At 62.9% G+C, this 19828-nt stretch carries 17 protein-coding genes; 6 read left to right on the top strand and 11 right to left on the bottom strand.

Translation table 11 applies throughout. From position 1 onward, the window contains the following. Positions 1-14 precede the first annotated feature (14 nt). The 11 genes from C8K58_RS16510 to C8K58_RS16460 all read right to left on the bottom strand — a co-directional run bounded on the left by C8K58_RS16510 (position 15) and on the right by C8K58_RS16460 (position 13029). Positions 15-731 (bottom strand): TetR/AcrR family transcriptional regulator, encoded by a 717-nt coding sequence (locus tag C8K58_RS16510; RefSeq protein WP_027604515.1) that lies wholly within the window; start codon positions 729-731, stop codon positions 15-17. A 106-nt stretch (positions 732-837) separates the two neighbouring features. Then, the gene (gene lysS, locus C8K58_RS16505; protein ID WP_027604516.1) at positions 838-2340 is read right to left on the bottom strand and encodes a lysine--tRNA ligase; all 1503 of its coding nucleotides are present in this window, start codon (positions 2338-2340) and stop codon (positions 838-840) included. A gap of 91 nt (positions 2341-2431) precedes the next feature. Further along, a protein-coding gene (prfB, locus tag C8K58_RS16500) for a peptide chain release factor 2 (protein WP_098465888.1) occupies positions 2432-3527 on the bottom strand; the annotation gives its coding sequence in 2 pieces (ribosomal slippage) (positions 2432-3454 and positions 3456-3527; 1095 coding nt in all). 156 nt (positions 3528-3683) lie between these two features. Next, positions 3684-4685, bottom strand: coding sequence for a PleD family two-component system response regulator (locus tag C8K58_RS16495; RefSeq protein WP_027604517.1), 1002 nt, complete (start codon positions 4683-4685; stop codon positions 3684-3686). A gap of 49 nt (positions 4686-4734) precedes the next feature. Then, a complete protein-coding gene (locus tag C8K58_RS16490; RefSeq protein WP_092356415.1) occupies positions 4735-5745 on the bottom strand; it encodes a chemotaxis response regulator protein-glutamate methylesterase in 1011 nt (336 codons plus the stop codon). Next, positions 5742-8024 (bottom strand): hybrid sensor histidine kinase/response regulator, encoded by a 2283-nt coding sequence (locus C8K58_RS16485; protein ID WP_108573938.1) that lies wholly within the window; start codon positions 8022-8024, stop codon positions 5742-5744. Before C8K58_RS16485 ends, C8K58_RS16490 begins: the two co-directional genes overlap by 4 nt. After that, positions 8021-8722 carry a chemotaxis protein CheW gene (locus C8K58_RS16480; protein WP_092356412.1) on the bottom strand — a complete coding sequence of 234 codons (702 nt, stop codon included), beginning with the start codon at positions 8720-8722 and terminating at the stop codon, positions 8021-8023. Before C8K58_RS16480 ends, C8K58_RS16485 begins: the two co-directional genes overlap by 4 nt. Continuing rightward, positions 8719-9972, bottom strand: a complete 1254-nt coding sequence (locus C8K58_RS16475; protein ID WP_027604521.1) for a protein-glutamate O-methyltransferase CheR — start codon at positions 9970-9972, stop codon at positions 8719-8721. Before C8K58_RS16475 ends, C8K58_RS16480 begins: the two co-directional genes overlap by 4 nt. Then, complete coding sequence (locus tag C8K58_RS16470) at positions 9969-10481, bottom strand: chemotaxis protein CheW (RefSeq protein WP_027604522.1); 513 nt, start codon at positions 10479-10481, stop codon at positions 9969-9971. The genes C8K58_RS16475 and C8K58_RS16470 overlap by 4 nt, the downstream gene beginning before the upstream one ends. Then, positions 10481-12103, bottom strand: coding sequence for a methyl-accepting chemotaxis protein (locus tag C8K58_RS16465; RefSeq protein WP_027604523.1), 1623 nt, complete (start codon positions 12101-12103; stop codon positions 10481-10483). The genes C8K58_RS16470 and C8K58_RS16465 overlap by 1 nt, the downstream gene beginning before the upstream one ends. Positions 12104-12321: 218 nt before the next feature. After that, positions 12322-13029 (bottom strand): tellurite resistance TerB family protein, encoded by a 708-nt coding sequence (locus C8K58_RS16460; protein ID WP_065938734.1) that lies wholly within the window; start codon positions 13027-13029, stop codon positions 12322-12324. Between the two features lie 167 nt (positions 13030-13196). On the opposite strand from C8K58_RS16460, the gene C8K58_RS16455 reads away from it, so the two are divergent. The 6 genes from C8K58_RS16455 (at position 13197) to C8K58_RS16430 (ending at position 19823) form a co-directional block, all read left to right on the top strand. Next, positions 13197-14108: a LysR family transcriptional regulator gene (locus tag C8K58_RS16455; protein ID WP_027604525.1), complete on the top strand. Its 912-nt coding sequence runs from the start codon at positions 13197-13199 to the stop codon at positions 14106-14108. Positions 14109-14240: 132 nt separating this feature from the next. After that, positions 14241-15698, top strand: a complete 1458-nt coding sequence (locus C8K58_RS16450; protein WP_178087835.1) for a gamma-aminobutyraldehyde dehydrogenase — start codon at positions 14241-14243, stop codon at positions 15696-15698. A gap of 71 nt (positions 15699-15769) precedes the next feature. Further along, the gene (gene ydcS, locus C8K58_RS16445; RefSeq protein WP_065926496.1) at positions 15770-16921 is read left to right on the top strand and encodes a putative ABC transporter substrate-binding protein YdcS; all 1152 of its coding nucleotides are present in this window, start codon (positions 15770-15772) and stop codon (positions 16919-16921) included. A gap of 137 nt (positions 16922-17058) precedes the next feature. Next, the gene (locus C8K58_RS16440) at positions 17059-18093 is read left to right on the top strand and encodes an ABC transporter ATP-binding protein (RefSeq protein WP_027604528.1); all 1035 of its coding nucleotides are present in this window, start codon (positions 17059-17061) and stop codon (positions 18091-18093) included. Between the two features lies 1 nt (position 18094). Then, the gene (locus C8K58_RS16435) at positions 18095-19024 is read left to right on the top strand and encodes an ABC transporter permease (RefSeq protein ID WP_098480288.1); all 930 of its coding nucleotides are present in this window, start codon (positions 18095-18097) and stop codon (positions 19022-19024) included. Continuing rightward, the gene (locus C8K58_RS16430) at positions 19014-19823 is read left to right on the top strand and encodes an ABC transporter permease (RefSeq protein WP_025856826.1); all 810 of its coding nucleotides are present in this window, start codon (positions 19014-19016) and stop codon (positions 19821-19823) included. The genes C8K58_RS16435 and C8K58_RS16430 overlap by 11 nt, the downstream gene beginning before the upstream one ends. The last annotated feature ends 5 nt before the right edge of the window (positions 19824-19828 follow it).

Genomic DNA, 19828 nt, shown 5'->3' with positions numbered 1-19828 from the left:
GGACTCCCCCGGTGTCAGACCGAGGCCAACACCAAATGCATGTAACGCTTGAGGATCTCAAGCATCTCTTCACCGGTCAGAGGCTCTGCGCCGCCCAGCAGGCCCTGATATTCCATCCGACTGATAATCGCCGTCAACACCTTGGCGTCCTGTTGCGGCTCGCGGGAGCCCAATACCTGGAAAAACTGTCCCGTGCCCTGCAACAGGATCTGCTGGTGGGACCGCACCAGCTCGGCCAGGCGCGGGTTGAGCAAGGCTTCCTGGCGAAAGGCCTGTTCGGCCATCAAATGTTCGCGGCGGTTGGTCAGTTGGCGCAGCACATAGTCGGCGGTCAGCCGCGCAATGTCATCGGCCAGTTGCGAGCGCGATTCCGGGCTGCCATCGCCATAGGCAACCATCTCACGCAGCAGGCCTTCGTTACGCACCCATAGCTTGCCCATGAAGGCGGCGCTGCGTTCAACATACTGGGCGAAGGTATCGGTGAGCAGGTCATCGATGTCCTTGAAGTAATAGGTAGTGGCTGACAACGGCACACCGGCCTCGGCCGCCACGGCCCGATGGCGCACGGCCCGCACGCCATCGCGCACCACGATGCGCATGGCTGCATCGAGAATGTCTTGCCTGCGTTGCTCGCTGCCCCGACGGCTGGCCTTACGGCCCTGGTACTGGACGCTTTCAGCCACGGCAGCGGCAATGCCGGCGGCACCTTCTTGAGCGGTTACGCGGTTCACGACACACATCCTTGAATAGATCAAAACCTGGCGCTGTTTGCTTGACGCTTAAAAACGCCACATAAAAAAGCCGCCTTATAAAAGGCGGCTTCGGATTTCGCTACATTTACGCTTGTGGCCGCATGTGCGGGAACAAGATCACATCGCGGATCGACGGCGAGTTGGTCAACAACATCACCAGGCGGTCGATGCCGATACCTTCACCGGCCGTTGGCGGCATGCCGTATTCCAGGGCACGTACGAAGTCGGCGTCGTAATGCATGGCTTCGTCATCGCCGGCGTCCTTGTCGGCCACCTGGGCCATGAAGCGCTCGGCCTGGTCTTCGGCATCGTTAAGCTCGGAGTAGGCGTTGGCGATTTCGCGGCCGCCGATGAACAGCTCGAAACGGTCGGTGACGTTCGGGTTGTCGTCGTTGCGACGGGCCAGCGGCGACACTTCGAACGGGTACTGGGTAATGAAGTGCGGCTGTTCCAGCTTGTGCTCCACCAGCTCTTCGAAAATCATCACCTGCAGTTTGCCCAGGCCTTCGAAGCCGAGCACCTTGGCACCGGCTTTCTTGGCGATGGCGCGGGCCTTGTCGATGTCGTTGAGGTCGTCGGCGGTCAGCTCAGGGTTGTACTTGAGGATCGAGTCGAACACCGACAGACGCACGAACGGCTCGCCGAAGTGGAACACCTTGTCGCCGTACGGCACGTCGGTGCTGCCCAGGACCAGTTGCGCCAGCTCGCGGAACAGTTCTTCGGTGAGGTCCATGTTGTCTTCGTAGTCGGCGTACGCCTGGTAGAACTCCAACATGGTGAATTCCGGGTTGTGCCGGGTCGAGACGCCTTCGTTACGGAAGTTGCGGTTGATCTCGAACACTTTCTCGAAGCCACCGACCACAAGACGCTTGAGGTACAGCTCAGGCGCGATACGCAGGAACATTTCCAGGTCCAGTGCGTTGTGGTGGGTTTCGAACGGCTTGGCTGCGGCGCCCCCCGGGATGGTCTGCAGCATCGGGGTTTCCACTTCCAGGAAGTCACGCTGCATCAGGAAGCTGCGGATGTGCGCGATGACCTGCGAACGCACGCGGAAGGTCTGGCGCACGTCTTCGTTGACGATCAGGTCAACGTAGCGCTGGCGGTAACGTTGCTCGGTGTCGGTCAGGCCGTGGTGCTTGTCCGGCAACGGGCGCAGGGACTTGGTCAGCAGGCGCACGCTGGTCATTTCCACGTACAGGTCGCCCTTGCCGGAACGGGCCAGGGTGCCTTCGGCGGCGATGATGTCGCCCATGTCCCAGGTTTTCACCGAGGCCAGGGTTTCTTCGGACAGGGTCTTGCGGTTGACGTAGACCTGGATACGCCCGGTCATGTCCTGGATCACCATGAACGAGCCACGGTTGAGCATGATGCGACCTGCCACCTTGACCGGGATCGCCGCTTCAGCCAGCTCTTCCTTGGTCTTGTCCGCGTACTGCTTCTGCAAGGCATCGCAGTAGTTGTCGCGACGGAAGTCGTTGGGGAAGGCATTGCCCTTGGCGCGCTCGGCAGCCAGCTTTTCCTTGCGCAGGGCGATCAGGGAGTTTTCTTCCTGTTGCAGGGCTTGCGGGTCGAGTTGTTGGTCGCTCATGTCTTTAAATTTTCCATCAGGTTCGTGGTCCCCGGCCTGCGGCCGGGGATCGCCGGCAAGGACTGGGCGTCCCTCCGGTTCCTACAAGGGGTTACAGGCCAGATTTCAGGCTGGCTTCCAGGTATTCGTCGATGTCACCGTCGAGCACCTTGTCGCAGTCGCTGCGTTCGATGTTAGTGCGCAGATCCTTGATCCGCGAGGCATCGAGCACATAAGAGCGGATCTGGTGACCCCAACCGATATCCGACTTGGTGTCTTCCAGGGCCTGGGAAGCGGCGTTGCGCTTCTGCATTTCCTGCTCGTACAACTTGGCCCGCAGCATTTTCATGGCGGTGTCCTTGTTCGCGTGCTGGGAACGTTCGTTCTGGCAGCTCACCACGGTGTTGGTCGGTACGTGGGTAATACGTACGGCCGAGTCGGTGGTGTTTACGTGCTGGCCACCGGCACCGGAGGAGCGGTAGGTGTCGATACGCAGGTCGGCCGGGTTGATCTCGATTTCCACCTTGTCATCGATCTCGGGCGAGACGAACACCGCAGAGAACGAGGTGTGGCGACGGTTGCCGGAGTCGAACGGGCTCTTGCGCACCAGGCGGTGTACGCCGATCTCGGTACGCAGCCAGCCAAAGGCGTATTCACCCTTGATGTGCACGGTCGCGCCCTTGATGCCGGCGACTTCACCGGCCGACAGTTCCATGATGGTGGCGTCGAAGCCGCGCTTGTCGGCCCAGCGCAGGTACATGCGCAGCAGGATGTTGGCCCAGTCCTGGGCTTCGGTGCCGCCGGAACCGGCCTGGATGTCCAGGTAGGCGTTGTTCGGGTCCATTTCGTGACTGAACATGCGACGGAATTCAAGCTTGGCGAGGTTTTCCTCGAGACGGGCCAGCTCGGCGACGACATCGCCCACTGCGCCTTCGTCGTTTTCTTCGACGGCCATGTCCAGCAGGTCGCGGCAATCGGCCAGGCCGGTGTTCAGTTCGTCGAGGGTGTCGACGATCTGCGCCAGCGCAGCGCGCTCGCGCCCCAGTTCCTGGGCGTATTCAGGTTTGTTCCAGACACTCGGATCTTCAAGCTCGCGATTGACTTCGGTCAGACGCTCATGCTTTTGATCGTAGTCAAAGATACCCCCGAATAGTTTCGGAGCGCTCGGACAGGTCCTTGATGGTGTTAAGGATCGGGTTGATTTCCATGGCGGGCAGCACTCGTTGGCGAACTTTTGAAAGCCGGCGAGTATAACGGCAAACGGGGACTAACGGCAGCCCGCTTGGCGAAAAGGCAGACTACGCAGGGTTAAATGTGGGAGGGGGCAAGCCCCTTCCCACCTTTTGATCTGCTGCGGCCTCGAGTCACTCGATACCGACCTGATTGCGCCCGTTGTGCTTGGCCGTATACAAGCCCTTGTCCGCCGCCATGATCAACCGGCGGCAATCGGTACCCTGCACCGGCGTCATGGTCGACAGGCCGATGCTGATGGTCAGGCTCGAGCCTTCCGCCGGCGCGATGTGCGGGATCTTCAGCGCGGCGACGGCCATGCGCAGCTTTTCCGCCACCAGGCGTGCCCCACCCGGCGAGGTGTTCGGCAATACCAGGGCAAACTCTTCGCCACCGTAGCGCGCCGGCAGGTCCGAAGGGCGGCTGCTGGCTTCGCGGATGGTGTTGGCCACTTTGCGCAGGGCTTCGTCACCCTCGACGTGGCCGAAGCTGTCGTTGTAGGTCTTGAAGAAATCCACGTCGATCATCAGCAATGACAGCTGGGTCTGGTCACGCATGGCGCGGCGCCATTCCAGCTCCAGGTATTCGTCGAAGTGGCGGCGGTTGGACAGCCCGGTCAGGCCATCGGAGTTCATCAGCCGTTGCAGCACCAGGTTGGTGTCCAGCAGCTGTTGCTGGCTGACCCGCAGCGCACGGTAGGCGGCATCGCGCTGCAACAGGGTCATGTAGGAGCGCGAGTGATAGCGGATGCGCGCCACCAGTTCGATGTTGTCCGGCAGCTTGACCAGGTAGTCGTTGGCCCCCGCCGAGAACGCCGCGCTCTTGATCAGCGGGTCTTCCTTGGTGGAAAGCACGATGATCGGGATGTTCTGCGTGGCCGGGTGGTTGCGGTATTCGCGCACCAGGGTCAGGCCGTCGAGGCCGGGCATCACCAGGTCCTGCAGGATCACCGTGGGCTTGATGCGGATGGCCTGGGCAATCGCCTGGTGCGGGTCGGCACAGAAGTGGAAGTCGATGTTTTCTTCATGGGCCAGGCCACGCCGTACGGCTTCGCCGATCATGGCCTGGTCGTCGACCAGCAACACCATGGCGGCGTTTTCGTCGGTCTTGATGTCGTCGATCTGTAAATCATTCATGTGCAGTCACCTGAATTACTACCTGCAAGCCAGCCGCGGGAGGTGTGGATCATTTTGCAAATACCTCCAGCAATCGGGGCGCAATTCTATCCAGTGGGCGAATTTCAACAGCAGCATCAATCGCCGCCGCCGCTTTGGGCATGCCATACACCGCCGAGCTTTGCTGATCCTGGGCGATGGTCAAATAACCTTGTTCACGCATTAGCTTGAGCCCCTGGGCCCCATCACGGCCCATACCGGTCAGCAGTACGCCGACGGCATCGCCATTCCAGTGGCTGGCCACGCTTTCGAAAAACACATCGATGGAAGGCCGGTAAATCTCGTTCACCGGCTCTGCGGTATAGGCTAGCGTGCCATTCTTCAATAAACGAATGTGGTGATTGGTGCCGGCCAGCAGCACCACCCCGCTTTGCGGCGGTTCGCCTTCGCGGGCCAGGCGTACCGGCAGGCCGGAAGCACTGCTCAGCCACTCGGCCATGCCGGCGGCGAAGACCTGGTCCACATGCTGCACCAGCACAATGGCGGCGGCAAAGTCCCGGGGCAACCCCTTGAGCAGGATTTCCAGGGCAGCCGGGCCACCCGCCGAAGAACCGATCGCCACCAGGCTCTGGCGTTTGCCGGTGCTGCGCTCCGGGGTGGTTTCGGCGCGCACACGGCTGCCGCGCTGGCCGATCAGCCAGCCGATGTTGAGGATCTTGCGCAGCAACGGCGCCGCCGCATCCTTGGGGTTGCCCACGCCGAGCGCCGGCGTGTCCACCACATCCAGGGCGCCGTGGCCCATGGCTTCGAACACCCGACTCACATTGGCCTGGCGGTCGACGGTCACCAGCAGGATCGCGCACGGGGTCTCGGCCATGATCTGCCGCGTGGCCTCCACGCCGTCCATCACCGGCATGATCAGGTCCATCAGGATCAGGTCCGGGGTCAGTTCGGCGCAGCGCTGCACCGCCTCCAGGCCGTTGCTGGCCACCCAAACCACCTGGTGCAGGGGCTCGAAGCTCAAGGCACGGCGCAGGGCCTCCACGGCCAGGGGCATGTCATTGACGATCGCAATCCTCATGACCGCGCGCCTCCGATCAACTCCACCACGGCATCCAGCAGCGCGTCATCATGGAAGCTGGCCTTGGCCAGATAATAATCGGCCCCAGCATCCAGCCCGCGACGGCGGTCTTCTTCACGGTCTTTGTACGACACCACCATCACCGGCAACGATTGCAGGCGACTGTCACGGCGCAGGAGTGTGACCAATTCAATACCGTCCATACGAGGCATATCGATATCAGTGATAAGCAGGTCGAAGTCTTCGGAGCGCAAGGCGTTCCAGCCATCCATGCCGTCGACCGCGACGGCCACTTCGTACCCGCGATTGAGCAGTAACTTGCGTTGCAACTCCCGCACAGTGAGCGAGTCGTCCACCACCAGTACCCGCTTGCGCGGTGCCTCGGTGGCCTGCTGGCTGCGCCGGGCGATGCGTTCCAGGCGCCCGGTGTTGAGCAGCTTGTCCACCGAGCGCAGCATATCTTCCACATCGACGATCAATACCACCGAGCCGTCGTCCAGCAAGGCGCCGGCGGAAATATCCTGGACCTTGCCCAGGCGATCATCCAGCGGCAGCACCACCAGGGTGCGCTCGCCGATAAAGCGTTCCACGGCAATCCCGTAAACCGCATCGCGCTCGCGAATCACCACCACCTTCAAGGTTTCGTCATTGCTCTGCCCCGATGGGCGCTGCAACAACTGGCTGGCGGCGACCAGGCCGACATGCCGACCTTCGTGCCAGAAATGCTGGCGGCCTTCCAACTGCACAATGTCGTCGGGGGCCAGGTCGCACATGCGCTCGATATGCGCCAGCGGGAACGCATAGGCTTCCTCGCCGACTTCCACCACCAGGCTGCGCACCACCGACAGGGTCAGCGGCACCTCCAGGTGGAAGCGACTGCCCTGCCCTGCCGTCTGCTCCAGCACCACCGCGCCGCGCAGTTGGCGGACCATATGCTGCACCGCATCCAGCCCGACACCGCGCCCGGACACTTCGGTGACCTTGTCGCGCAGGCTGAACCCCGGCAGGAACAGGAACGTCAGCAGTTCCTCTTCACTCAGGTTCAGGGCCGTCTCCCAGGTTGAAAGATGCCGATCGACGATGGTGCCGCGCAGGCGCTCCAGGTCGACGCCATTGCCGTCGTCACTCAGCTCCAGCACCAGCAGGCCGGCCTGATGGGACGCGCGCAGGCGGATCAGGCCTTCGGCGGGTTTGCCTGCCAGCAGGCGTTGCTCGGGCATTTCGATGCCGTGGTCGACGGCATTGCGCAATAGATGGGTGAGTGGCGCTTCGAGCTTTTCCAGCACGTCGCGATCGACCTGGGTCTTTTCCCCCTCGATCTCCAGGCGCACTTGCTTGCCCAGGCTGCGGCCGAGGTCGCGCACCATGCGCACCTGCCCGGCCAGTACATCGGCAAACGGGCGCATGCGACACGCCAGCGCAGTGTCGTAGAGCACCTGGGCACGCTGGCCGGCCTGCCAGCCAAACTCATCCAGCTCGGCGGTCTTTTCCGCCAGCAGCGCCTGGGCTTCGCTCAACAGGCGGCGGGTATCGGCCAGGGCTTCCTCGGCTTCGAGGCTCAAGCCCAGGGTCTTGAGCTGGCCATCCAGGGTATCCAGGGCGCGTACGCTCTGGCTTTGAATCCGTTTGAGACGCTGCATGCTGGCCAGGTAGGGCTTGAGCCGCTGGGTTTCCACCAGGGACTTGCTCGAGAGGTCCAACAGGCTGTTCAAGCGCTCGGCGGTCACGCGCAATACGCGTTCGCCACCTTCGGTCATGCGTCGGCCCTGACGCGGCGGATCGCTGGCGACGGGCGGTGCGGGCTCGGGCTCCGGCGGCAGCTCTTCGATAAGCGGCGCCGGGGCGGGCTCAGGCGCAGCGGGCAGCGGCACGACGTAGGCACTGGGCTGGGATGGATCCAGCAGGCGCTCCATCAACGCCACATAGGCGTCGATGTCCGCCGTGCCGACATCGTTGCCAGGGGTGGCGATACGCATCAGCAGGTCGGTGCCTTGCAGCAAGGCGTCGATATGTTCGGGTTGCAGGTACAGGCGGCGTTCCTGGGCGCTGACCAGGCAATCCTCCATGACGTGGGCCACGCTGACCCCGGCGTCCACCCCAACGATGCGCGCCGCGCCCTTGAGCGAGTGCGCGGCACGCATGCAGGCTTCAAGCTGGTCGGCCTGGGTAGGGTTGCGCTCAAGGGCCAGCAGGCCCGCGCTCAGCACCTGGGTCTGGGCATCGGCTTCCAGGCTGAACAGCTCCAGCAGCGAGGCGTCGCGCATCTGGTCGGGGGTCATGTGAGGCTCCGGGTCACGGCGGACAACAATTGCGCCTCGTCCAGCCACCGCAGGCTACGGCCTTTCCACTGCAACACACCCTGGGTGTAGCGCGCGCTGGCCTGGGTACCCGAGGCCGACGCCGCCTTCAGGGTGCGCTCATCGATGGCATGGATGCCATCCACTTCGTGCACCGGCACCACCACCGGGCCATCCTGCGCGGCGATGATCAGCATGCGCGGCATGATCCGCCCACCGCTGGCGCCCTGATGGGTTGTTTCCAGGCCAAGCAACTCCACCAGCGACAGGCACGCCACCAGCGCGCCACGCACATTGGCCACACCGAGCAAGGCACGGGAGCGCTGGTGCGGCAGCGAATGAATCGGTTGCAACGGCGCCACCTCCACCAGGCAGCGGGTGGCGATGCCCAGCCATTCCTCGCCGAGGCGGAACACCAACAGCGAGCGGGTGATGATCTTTTCGTCAACCTCGGCAGCCGCCACCGGACGACGGTCGTCCTGCTGCAAGGCATAGCGGTCCAGCAAGCGCGTGGCGGCAGCCGAGTACACCGAACAGTTGCGGCAGTGGATATGCTCCACCAGCAGCGGGCATGACTTGTCGCCATGGATACCGATACGGTTCCAGCAGTCGTCGATGGCTTGGGTGTCGGCCAGGGTCAAGTCCAGGCCTGCGGTGTTGAGCGCCTCGGTGCTACTCATCGTTTGGACTCACTGTCTGCTCGCTCGCTGCGGGCGGCCCGCGCCTGTAAACGGCGCGCCCCCGCACTGTCGCCCTGGGACTCGAGCAAGGCGGCCAGGTGCATCAAGGCCTGCGGATGCTGGGGTTCCAGGTACAAGGCTTTTCGATAAAACCCCTGGGCTTCCAGGGCGCTGCCGGCCACGTCGCTGAGCAACCCCAGCCAGTAGAACACCTGGGCGGCCGGCGGGTGACTGTTCAGATACTGCTCACAGGCGGCGCGGGCCTCGGCACTTTTACCTTCGTTGGCCAGGCTGGCGATGCGGCTGAGCAAGGTGCCCGCATCGGAGGGCGGCGCCTTGATCGGCCCCGCCTGGTTGCTGGCCGTGCTGAACGGTCGCGGCTTGACCGGGACCGGCGCGGCGCTGCGCGGTGGCGTCGGCATGGGCACGAATACCGGCTCAGGCTTCACCGGTTCGGCCTGCCGGCTGAAGGCAAATGACTGCGGCACCCCAATCGAGCGCATGCCGTGGCGCCCCAGCAAGCTGCCCTCGGCGGGACCGATAAACAGCACGCCGTCCACATGGGTCAGGCCCTTGAGCACATCGAAGACTTGCTTCTGGGTCGGCTGGTCAAAGTAGATCAGCAGGTTGCGGCAAAACACGAAATCGTAGCTCGCCTCGTTCGCCAGCAGCGTCGGGTCGAGCAGGTTGCCGACTTGCAGGCGCACCTGTTCGCGCACGCGGTCGGCGATGTGGAACCCGTCGCCGTATTCCGTGAAGTGGCGGTCGCGAAAGGCAATATCGCCACCGCGAAACGAGTTCTTGCCATACACCCCACGCCGGGCGCGCTCCACCGACAGCGGGCTGACATCCAGGCCCAGGACCTTGAACTGGTGCGGCGCCAACCCGGCATCCAGCAAGGCCATGGCAATGGAATAGGGTTCTTCGCCGGTGGAACACGGCAGGCTGAGAATGCGCAGGGCGCGCATCTGCTTGATCTCGGCCAGGCGTGCAAGCGCCAGTCGGGCCAGGGTCGCAAAGGATTCGGGGTAACGGAAAAACCAGGTCTCGGGGACGATCACGGCTTCGATCAGCGCTTGTTGCTCGTCCTCGGAGCTTTGCAGGTGCTGCCAGTACTGCCCTGGCGTTTGCGCCTGCACGGCCTGGCTGCGCTGGCGCACGGCGCGCTCGATGATGGCCTCGCCGACCGACGCGACATCCAGGCCGATACGTTCTTTCAAGAAGGCAAAGAAACGCGGGTCGTTGCTCATAGGCTCAGCTCGGCAGAAAACAACAGGGCGCGCACATCGTCGGTGAGCACGTCATTCACGCCAATCCACTGCATCAGGCCCAGGGCATCCTCCCGCACCGGCCCCAGGTACCGCGCCTGGCGGTTATCCAGGCCGTAAGGCTGGAATTCCGCCGGGTCGCACCGCAGGGTGTCCGTGGCCTGCTCGAGGATCAGCCCGAGCCAGCGCGATTCGACCCAGGTGTGCGGCTGGTAATTGACCAGCACCAGGCGCGTACTCGTACGCGCCTGGGCCGCTGTGCCGAAGGTCAGCGCACTCAGGTCGATGACCGGCACCAACGCCCCGCGATGGGCAAAGATGCCCGCCACCCACAGTGGCGCATGGGCGATTGGCTTGAGCGGCAGGCGTGGCAACACCTCGGCCACCTCCGTGGCCTTGAGCGCAAAGCGTTCGCTGCCGATGTGAAACACCAGGAACAAGGCTTTTTTCGCTGCCGGAACGGCGCCGCGTTTAGCCGCGAGGTCGCTCATCAGACTTTGAAACGCGACACGCCGCTGCGCAGACCCACCGCAACCTGGCTCAGTTCATCGATGGCAAAGCTGGCCTGGCGCAGGGACTCCACCGTCTGGCTGCTGGCATCGCCCAGTTGCACCAGGGCATGGTTGATCTGCTCGGCGCCGGTGGCCTGGGCCTGCATGCCTTCGTTGACCATCAACACCCGCGGCGCCAGGGCCTGTACCTGATGGATGATCTGCGACAGCTGCTCGCCTACTTGCTGCACTTCGAACATGCCTCGACGGACTTCTTCGGAGAACTTGTCCATGCCCATCACGCCCGCCGAAACCGCTGACTGGATTTCACGCACCATCTGCTCGATGTCATAGGTGGCCACGGCGGTCTGGTCGGCCAGGCGCCGCACTTCGGTGGCCACCACGGCAAAACCGCGCCCGTATTCGCCGGCCTTTTCGGCCTCGATGGCGGCATTCAGGGACAGCAGGTTGGTCTGGTCGGCGACCTTGACGATGGTCACCACCACCTGGTTGATGTTGCCGGCCTTCTCATTGAGGATCGCCAGCTTGGCATTCACCAGGTCGGCGGCGCCCATCACCGAATGCATGGTTTCTTCCATGCGCGCCAGGCCTTGCTGGCCGGAACCGGCGGCCACCGAGGCCTGGTCGGCGGCGGTGGACACTTCGGTCATGGTGCGGACCAGATCCTTGGAAGTGGCAGCGATCTCCCGCGAAGTGGCACCGATCTCAGTAGTAGTGGCCGCGGTTTCAGTGGCAGTGGCCTGTTGCTGCTTGGAGGTGGCGGCAATCTCGGTGACCGAGGTGGTGACCTGCACCGAAGAGCGCTGGGCCTGGGACACCAGGGCCGTAAGCTCGGTCATCATGTCGTTGAAGCCGGTTTCCACCGCGCCGAACTCGTCCTTGCGCTCCAGGTTCAAGCGTTTGCTCAGGTCACCGGTACGCATGGTCTCGAGGATCTCGACGATACGCTGCATCGGCGCCATGATCGCGCGCATCAGCAGCAGGCCACACAGGCCGGCAGCGAGGATCGCCACGGCCAGCGACAGGAACATGCTGACCTTGGCCGAGGCAACGGCGTCGTCAATGGCGGCCGTCGCGTTGTCGGACACGGCCTTGTTTTCCGTGATGATGTCATTGAGCTTCATGCGCCCTTCGGTCCAGATCGGCGTCAATTGCTCTTCCAAGAGCTCGCGCGCGGCCGGCAGGTCATTGGCTTCGACGCGATCGAGTACCTGGGCCAGGACCTTGTTGTAATTGATGTGGGCGGCCTTGAAGTTGTCGAACTCCATGCGATCGGCCTGGCTATGCACGGTTTTTTCGTAATTGGCCATCTGCTGTTCGATACGCGATTCGAAGGCCTTGTAGTCCGATTTATCGCTATTGGTGAAGGTTTTATCCTCGCGCAGGCCAATGATATCGATGGTCTGCAAATAACTGTCGACCCATGCGCTGCGGATCATCGAACTGAGGTAAACCCCCGGCACCGCGTCGTCACGCACCGATTCCTGGCTGGCTTCAATCTTCAGCAACCGTGAGTAGGACACCACAACCATCAGCAGCATGATCGCGATAATGACCGCAAAGCTCGCCAAAATCCGCTGGCGCAAGGTCCAATTCTTCACAGTGTTTCCTCGAAGGGCCATTCAAATGGAGGGGAGTATAGCTGAGCAGAAGCCCTCATTTATCAATGGGTTTCGATGTGGCACACACACATTGCAAAAACACCTGTGGGAGGGGGCTTGCTCCCGATTGCCGTGGGTCAGTTGCAGAGATTCGAACTGGACCACCGCTATCGGGAGCAAGCCCCCTCCCACAGGTTGGATTTGCCCGGCCCCGTTGGTTACTGGTTAAGCCGTACCTGCTTTTCCAGTTCCAGCTTCAAGCCCGGCTCGAGCTTGAGTTGGCGGGCCAATTCGTCCAGATACGCCTTTTCCATAAAGTTCTCCTCATCCACCAGCATCACGCTGGCGATGTACATCTCGGCGGCCATTTCCGGGGTGCCGGCGGCGCGGGCGACGTCGGCCGGGTCCAGCGGCTTGTTCAGCTCGGCGTGCAGCCAGCTTTGCAGTTCGCGGTCGTTGTCCAGCTTGGTGAATTCACCTTCGATCAGTGCGCGTTCGCGTTCATCCACATGGCCGTCGGCCTTGGCGGCGGCGACCAATGCCTTGAGGATCCCCTGGCTGTGCTGCTCGACCTGGGCCGGTGGCAGGCGGTCGATGGTTTGCGGTTCGCCCTGAGGCGCGTTGGCCTGCTTGGCCTGCCAGTTGCCGTAGGCTTTGTAGGCAATCACGCCCAACGCGGCCAGCCCGCCGTAGGTCAGGGCTTTGCCGCCAAACTTGCGCGCCTTCTTGTTGCCCAGCAACAGGCCCATCGCCCCCGCCGCCAGGGCGCCACCGCCCGCACCGCCGAGCAGGCTGCCCAGACCGCCGCCGCCGAGCAGCCCGCCGAGGGCGCCTTTATCGTCCTGTTTGCGCTGGCCGCCGGTTTTATTCTGCAACATGTCCTGGCCGGACTTGAGCAACTGATCGAGCAATCCACGGGTATTCATTCGTAGCCTCCAGACACTAGGGTTCATGGACCAATAGGCCCTCAGCGTAAAACTAAGTGCCAAAAAGCCGCGATCTAGAGTGCTTCCAGATGTAACGCCACTGCCGTTCGCTAAAACCGATATACACTCGGACAAATCTATAAAAACACCCCACTGGTAATTCCAGCATGATGACCTTGCGTCAAATCCGGCATTTTATCGCCGTGGCCGAGACCGGATCGATCTCCGCCGCCGCGCAGACCGCGTTCATTTCCCAGTCCACCCTGACCCTGGCGATCCAGCAACTGGAGCAGGAAATCGGCGTCACCCTGTTCAACCGGCACGCCAAGGGCATGACCCTCACGCACCAGGGCCATCAGTTCCTGCGCCAGGCGCACTTGATCCTCGCCACCGTCGACAATGCCAAGCGCAGCCTGCAACAGAGCACCGACCAGGTCGCCGGGCAATTGATCATCGGCGTGACCAGCCTGGTCGCCGGCTACTACCTGGCGGATTTGCTCACCCGCTTCCAGCGCGCCTACCCCAACGTGGAGATCCGCGTGATGGAAGACGAACGCCCGTATATCGAGCATTTGCTGGTCAGCGGCGAGATCGATGTGGGCGTGCTGATCCTCTCCAACCTGGAAGATCGCCACGCCCTGCAGACCGAAGTCCTCACCCACTCGCCCCACCGCCTGTGGCTGCCGGCGCAACACCCGCTCCTGGAGCACGACAGCATCAACCTCGCCGACGTGGCAAACGAGCCGTTGATTCAGCTGAACGTCGACGAAATGGGGCATAACGCCCAGCGCCTGTGGGCCGCTGCCGGCCTGCAACCGCGCGTGACCCTGCGCACCGCCTCCACCGAGGCCGTGCGCAGCCTGGTGGCCGCGGGCCTGGGCGTGTCGATCCAACCGGACATGACCTACCGCCCCTGGTCCCTGGAGGGCGACATTATTGAAGCGCGGCCGATTGCCGACCTCAGCCAGACCCTGGACGTCGGCCTGGCCTGGCGTCGGGGCACCGCGCGACCGGCCTTGGTGGATCCGTTCCTCACCGTTGCGCGGGAACAACCACACCCGCGCAAGCCATCTATTTAATCGAATGCTGCATTCAGTATTTAGTATTTGTTGACCTCGCGCCTGACCTCTAGTCTCTGTCTATGCATAAGAGAAGGTCCGGCGCCTTGTAAGAGAACGCCCATGACCGCACAAGAAAAGAGATCACGAAAAATGTCCGGCGCGCCCACCCCGCTGCTTACTGCGTTGCTGATCGACGGCGAACTGGTCCAGGGCCAGGGCGTTGCCGAGCCGATCCTCAACCCGGCCACCGGCGAAGTGCTCACCCAGATCGCCGAAGCCAGCACCGAGCAGGTCGAAAGTGCGATCCTCGCCGCGCACCGCGCTTTTGCCGGCTGGTCGCGGACCACGCCGCAACAACGCTCGAACATCCTGCTGGGCATCGCCGACGCCATCGAGAAACACGCCGACTACCTCGCCCGCCTGGAATCGCTGAACTGCGGCAAGCCGTTGCACCTGGCGCGCCAGGACGACTTGAGCGCCACCATAGATGTGTTCCGCTTCTTCGCCGGCGCCGTGCGCTGCCAGACCGGACAGCTCAGCGGCGAATACCTGCCGGGCTACACCAGCATGGTGCGCCGCGATCCGATTGGCGTGGTGGCCTCGATTGCGCCGTGGAACTACCCGCTGATGATGGCCGCGTGGAAGATCGCCCCGGCGCTGGCGGCCGGTAATACCCTGGTGTTCAAGCCGTCGGAACACACGCCGCTGTCGATCCTCGCATTGGCCCCGGTCCTGAAGGACGTGTTACCACGCGGGGTCATCAACATTCTGTGCGGTGGCGGTGAAGGCGTCGGCAGCCATCTGGTCAGCCACCCCAAGGTGCGCATGGTCTCGCTGACCGGCGACATCGTCACCGGCCAGAAAATCCTGCAGGCCGCCTCCAAGACCCTCAAACGCACGCACCTGGAATTGGGCGGCAAGGCGCCGGTGATCGTGTGCAACGACGCCGACCTGCAAGCCGTGGTCGAAGGCGTGCGTGCCTACGGTTACTACAATGCCGGCCAGGACTGCACGGCGGCATGCCGCATCTACGCCCAGGCGGGCATCCACGACAAATTGGTCGCCGAGCTGGGAGCAGCCGTCAGCAGCCTGCGCTTCGCCGGCAAGCGCGATGCCGATAACGAACTCGGCCCGCTGATCAGCACACGCCAGCGCGACCGCGTGGCCAGCTTTGTCGAGCGCGCCCTCGGCCAGCCGCATATCGAGCGGGTCACCGGCGCGGCCGTGCATTCCGGGGCCGGCTTCTATTACCAGCCGACGCTGCTCGCCGGTTGCAGGCAGAACGATGAAATCGTCCAGCGCGAAGTGTTCGGCCCGGTGGTCACCGTGACCCGCTTCGACGAACTGGAACAGGCGGTGGACTGGGCCAACGATTCCGAATACGGCCTGGCCTCCTCCGTCTGGACCCAGAACCTGGACAAGGCCATGCAGGTCGCCGCGCGCCTGCAATACGGCTGCACCTGGATCAACAGCCATTTCATGCTGGTCAGCGAAATGCCCCACGGCGGCTTGAAGCGCTCGGGGTATGGGAAAGATCTGTCCAGCGATTCGCTACAGGACTACAGCGTGGTGCGCCACATCATGGCCCGCCACGGCCAGCATCTTTAAAACAACAACTAAGCTCATGCGTCACGGCTTCACACACTGCCCCGACCATAATTAAAGAAGAGGGAATCCCCATGTCTGCGCATAAGACCGCACTGCTCAGTGCCTTGACCACCGCGCTGCTGGCCAGCGTCAGTATCCAGGCCGCCGAACCGCTCAAGGCGGTGGGCGCTGGTGAAGGCCAGCTGGATATCGTCGCCTGGCCCGGCTATATCGAACGTGGTGAAAGCGACAAGGCCTACGACTGGGTCACAGGTTTCGAGAAGGAAACCGGCTGCAAGGTCAATGTGAAAACCGCCGCCACCTCTGACGAAATGGTCAGTTTGATGGCCAAGGGCGGTTATGACCTGGTCACCGCGTCCGGGGATGCGTCGCTGCGATTGATCGTCGGCAAGCGTGTGCAGCCGATAAACACGGCGTTGATCCCCAACTGGAAGAACATCGACCCGCGCCTCAAGGATGCGCCGTGGTACGTGGTGGGCCAGCAGACCTACGGCACCCCGTACCAGTGGGGGCCGAACGTGCTGATGTACAACACCACCGTGTTCAAGACCGCGCCCACCAGCTGGAATGTGCTGTTCGATGCGCAAAACCTGCCGGACGGCAAGCCGAACAAAGGTCGTGTGCAGGCCTATGACGGTCCGATCTACATCGCCGATGCGGCGCTGTACCTCAAGAGCACCCAGCCGGAACTGGGGATCCAGAGCCCCTATGAACTGACCGAAACCCAGTACAAGGCCGTGCTCGACCTGTTGCGCGCGCAGCAGCCGTTGATCCACCGCTACTGGCATGACACCACCGTGCAAATGAGCGACTTCAAGAACGAAGGCGTGGTGGCCTCCAGCGCCTGGCCGTATCAGGTCAACGGCCTGCAAAACGAGAAGCAGCCGATTGCTTCGACCATTCCCAAGGAAGGCGCCACCGGCTGGGCCGACACCACCATGTTGCACAGCGAGGCCAAGCACCCGAATTGCGCCTACAAGTGGATGGACTGGTCGCTGCAGCCCAAAGTCCAGGGCGATGTCGCCGCCTGGTTCGGCTCGCTGCCGGCGGTGCCGGCAGCCTGCAAGGAAAGCGAACTGCTCGGCGCCGAGGGTTGCAAGACCAACGGCTTCGACCAGTTCGACAAGATCGCCTTCTGGAAAACCCCGCAGGCCGAGGGCGGCAAGTTCGTGCCGTACAGCCGCTGGACCCAGGACTACATCGCGATCATGGGCGGCCGCTAAGACCATGCAGACGGCATAGATCCCCTGTGGGAGGAGGCTTGCCCCCTCCCACATCGACCGCATTTACCGATGTTTTGTTTTTTCAGCAGTCCAGGCCGGGCGCTGCGACCACCCGCGCCTTTTTGGAGCACCGCACCATGACGCTTGCAGTCCAATTCACCCACGTTTCCCGTCAGTTCGGCGAAGTGAAGGCCGTTGACCGGGTTTCCATCGATATCCAGGACGGCGAGTTCTTTTCCATGCTCGGCCCATCCGGCTCGGGCAAGACCACCTGCCTGCGCCTGATCGCCGGTTTCGAGCAGCCGAGCGCAGGCTCGATCCGCATTCATGGCGAGGAAGCCGCTGGCTTGCCGCCGTATCAGCGTGACGTAAACACGGTATTCCAGGATTACGCACTGTTCCCCCATATGAACGTGCGCGACAACGTCGCCTATGGCCTCAAGGTCAAAGGCGTGGGCAAGACCGAACGCCTCAATCGCGCCGAAGAAGCCTTGGGGATGGTCGCCCTCGATGGCTACGGCGAGCGCAAGCCGGTACAGCTCTCCGGCGGACAACGCCAACGGGTAGCCCTGGCCCGTGCCCTGGTCAATCGCCCCCGCGTGTTGCTGCTCGATGAACCCTTGGGCGCCCTCGACCTCAAGCTGCGTGAACAGATGCAAAGCGAGCTGAAGAAGCTGCAGCGCCAGCTCGGCATCACCTTTATCTTCGTCACCCACGACCAGACCGAAGCGCTGTCGATGTCCGACCGTGTGGCGGTGTTCAACAAGGGCCGTATCGAACAGGTCGACACCCCGCGCAACCTGTACATGAAACCGGCCACCGCGTTCGTCGCCGAGTTCGTCGGCACCTCCAACGTGATTCGCGGCGAGTTGGCCCAGCGCCTCAGCGGCAGTGCGCAGCCATTTTCGATTCGCCCGGAGCACGTAAGGTTTGCCGAGGGCCCGCTGGGCGCCGGCGAAGTGGAAATCAGCGGCCTGCTGCACGACATCCAGTACCAGGGCAGCGCCACCCGCTATGAACTGAAACTGGAAAACGGCCAGGCGCTGAACATCAGCCAGGCCAACAACCAGTGGCTGGACATCAGCAGCGGCCATCAGGTCGGCCAGTCCATCACCGCCCGTTGGGCGCGAGAAGCCATGACGCCGCTGACTGACCGCGCAGGCGAGGTGTGACATGAGCCTGGCCCTTTCCCAACCGCCGATGCGCAGGTTTTCCAACCTGCTGTACCGCAAGCCCAACCTGTACCTGGCGATGCTGCTGGTTCCGCCGCTGATCTGGTTCGGCGCGATCTACCTGGGTTCGTTGCTGACCCTGCTGTGGCAAGGCTTCTATACCTTTGACGACTTCACCATGGCGGTCACGCCGGACCTGACCCTGGCCAACTTCACCGCGCTGTTCCAGCCATCGAACTTCGACATCATCCTGCGCACCCTGGGCATGGCGATCGTGGTGTCGATCGCCAGCGCCATCGTCGCCTTCCCGATCGCCTACTACATGGCGCGCTACACCACGGGCAAGACCAAGGCGTTCTTCTATATCGCGGTGATGATGCCGATGTGGGCCAGCTACATCGTCAAGGCGTATGCCTGGACCTTGCTGCTGGCCAAGGGCGGCGTGGCGCAGTGGTTCGTGCAGCACCTGGGCCTGGAACCGGTATTGCAGTTCGTGCTGGGCATTCCCGGCGTGGGCGGCAGCACCTTGAGCACCTCGCACCTGGGGCGCTTCATGGTGTTCGTCTATATCTGGCTGCCCTTCATGATCCTGCCGATCCAGGCGTCCCTGGAGCGCTTGCCGCCGTCGCTGCTGCAAGCCTCCGCCGACCTCGGCGCGAAGCCGCGCCAGACCTTCATGCAGGTAATCCTGCCACTGTCGGTGCCGGGGATTGCCGCCGGTTCGATCTTCACGTTTTCGCTGACCCTGGGCGATTTCATCGTGCCGCAACTGGTGGGCCCGCCGGGCTACTTCGTCGGCGGCATGGTCTACGCCCAGCAAGGTGCCATCGGCAATATGCCCATGGCCGCGGCGTTCACCCTGGTGCCGATCGTGCTGATCGCGGTTTACCTGTCCATCGTCAAACGCCTGGGGGCCTTCGATGCACTCTGAGAAATCATCCTTAGGCTTGAAGATCGCAGCCTGGGGCGGGTTGGTATTCCTGCACTTCCCGATCCTGATCATCTTCCTCTACGCCTTCAACACCGAAGAAGCCGCGTTCAGCTTTCCGCCCCAGGGCTTTACCCTGAAGTGGTTCAGCGTGGCCTTCGCCCGGCCGGATGTGCTGGAAGCGATCAAGCTGTCGCTGCAGATCGCCGCCATCGCCACCCTGATTGCCATGGTGCTGGGCACCCTGGCCTCGGCGGCGCTGTATCGCCGCGAGTTCTTTGGCAAGCAAGGCGTGTCGCTGATGTTGATCCTGCCGATTGCGCTGCCGGGGATCATCACCGGTATTGCGCTGCTGGCGACGTTCAAGACATTAGGCATCGAGCCGGGGATGTTCACCATCATCGTCGGCCACGCGACGTTCTGCGTGGTGATCGTCTACAACAACGTCATCGCCCGCCTGCGCCGTACGTCCCACAGCCTGATCGAAGCCTCGATGGACCTGGGCGCCGACGGCTGGCAGACCTTCCGCTACATCATCATGCCCAACCTCGGCTCGGCGCTGCTGGCCGGCGGCATGCTGGCGTTTGCGCTGTCGTTCGACGAAATCATCGTCACCACCTTCACCGCCGGCCACGAGCGTACGTTGCCGCTGTGGTTGCTCAACCAATTGAGCCGGCCACGGGATGTGCCGGTGACCAATGTGGTCGCGATGCTGGTGATGCTGGTGACGATGTTCCCGATCCTGGGCGCCTATTACCTGACCCGCGGTGGTGAAAGCGTGGCGGGGAGCGGTGGTAAATAACTTGG

The organism is Pseudomonas sp. GV047 (assembly GCF_003058245.1).
GTDB classification, from domain to species: domain Bacteria; phylum Pseudomonadota; class Gammaproteobacteria; order Pseudomonadales; family Pseudomonadaceae; genus Aquipseudomonas; species Aquipseudomonas marginalis.
This window is presented reverse-complemented; position numbering and strand designations above follow the sequence as displayed.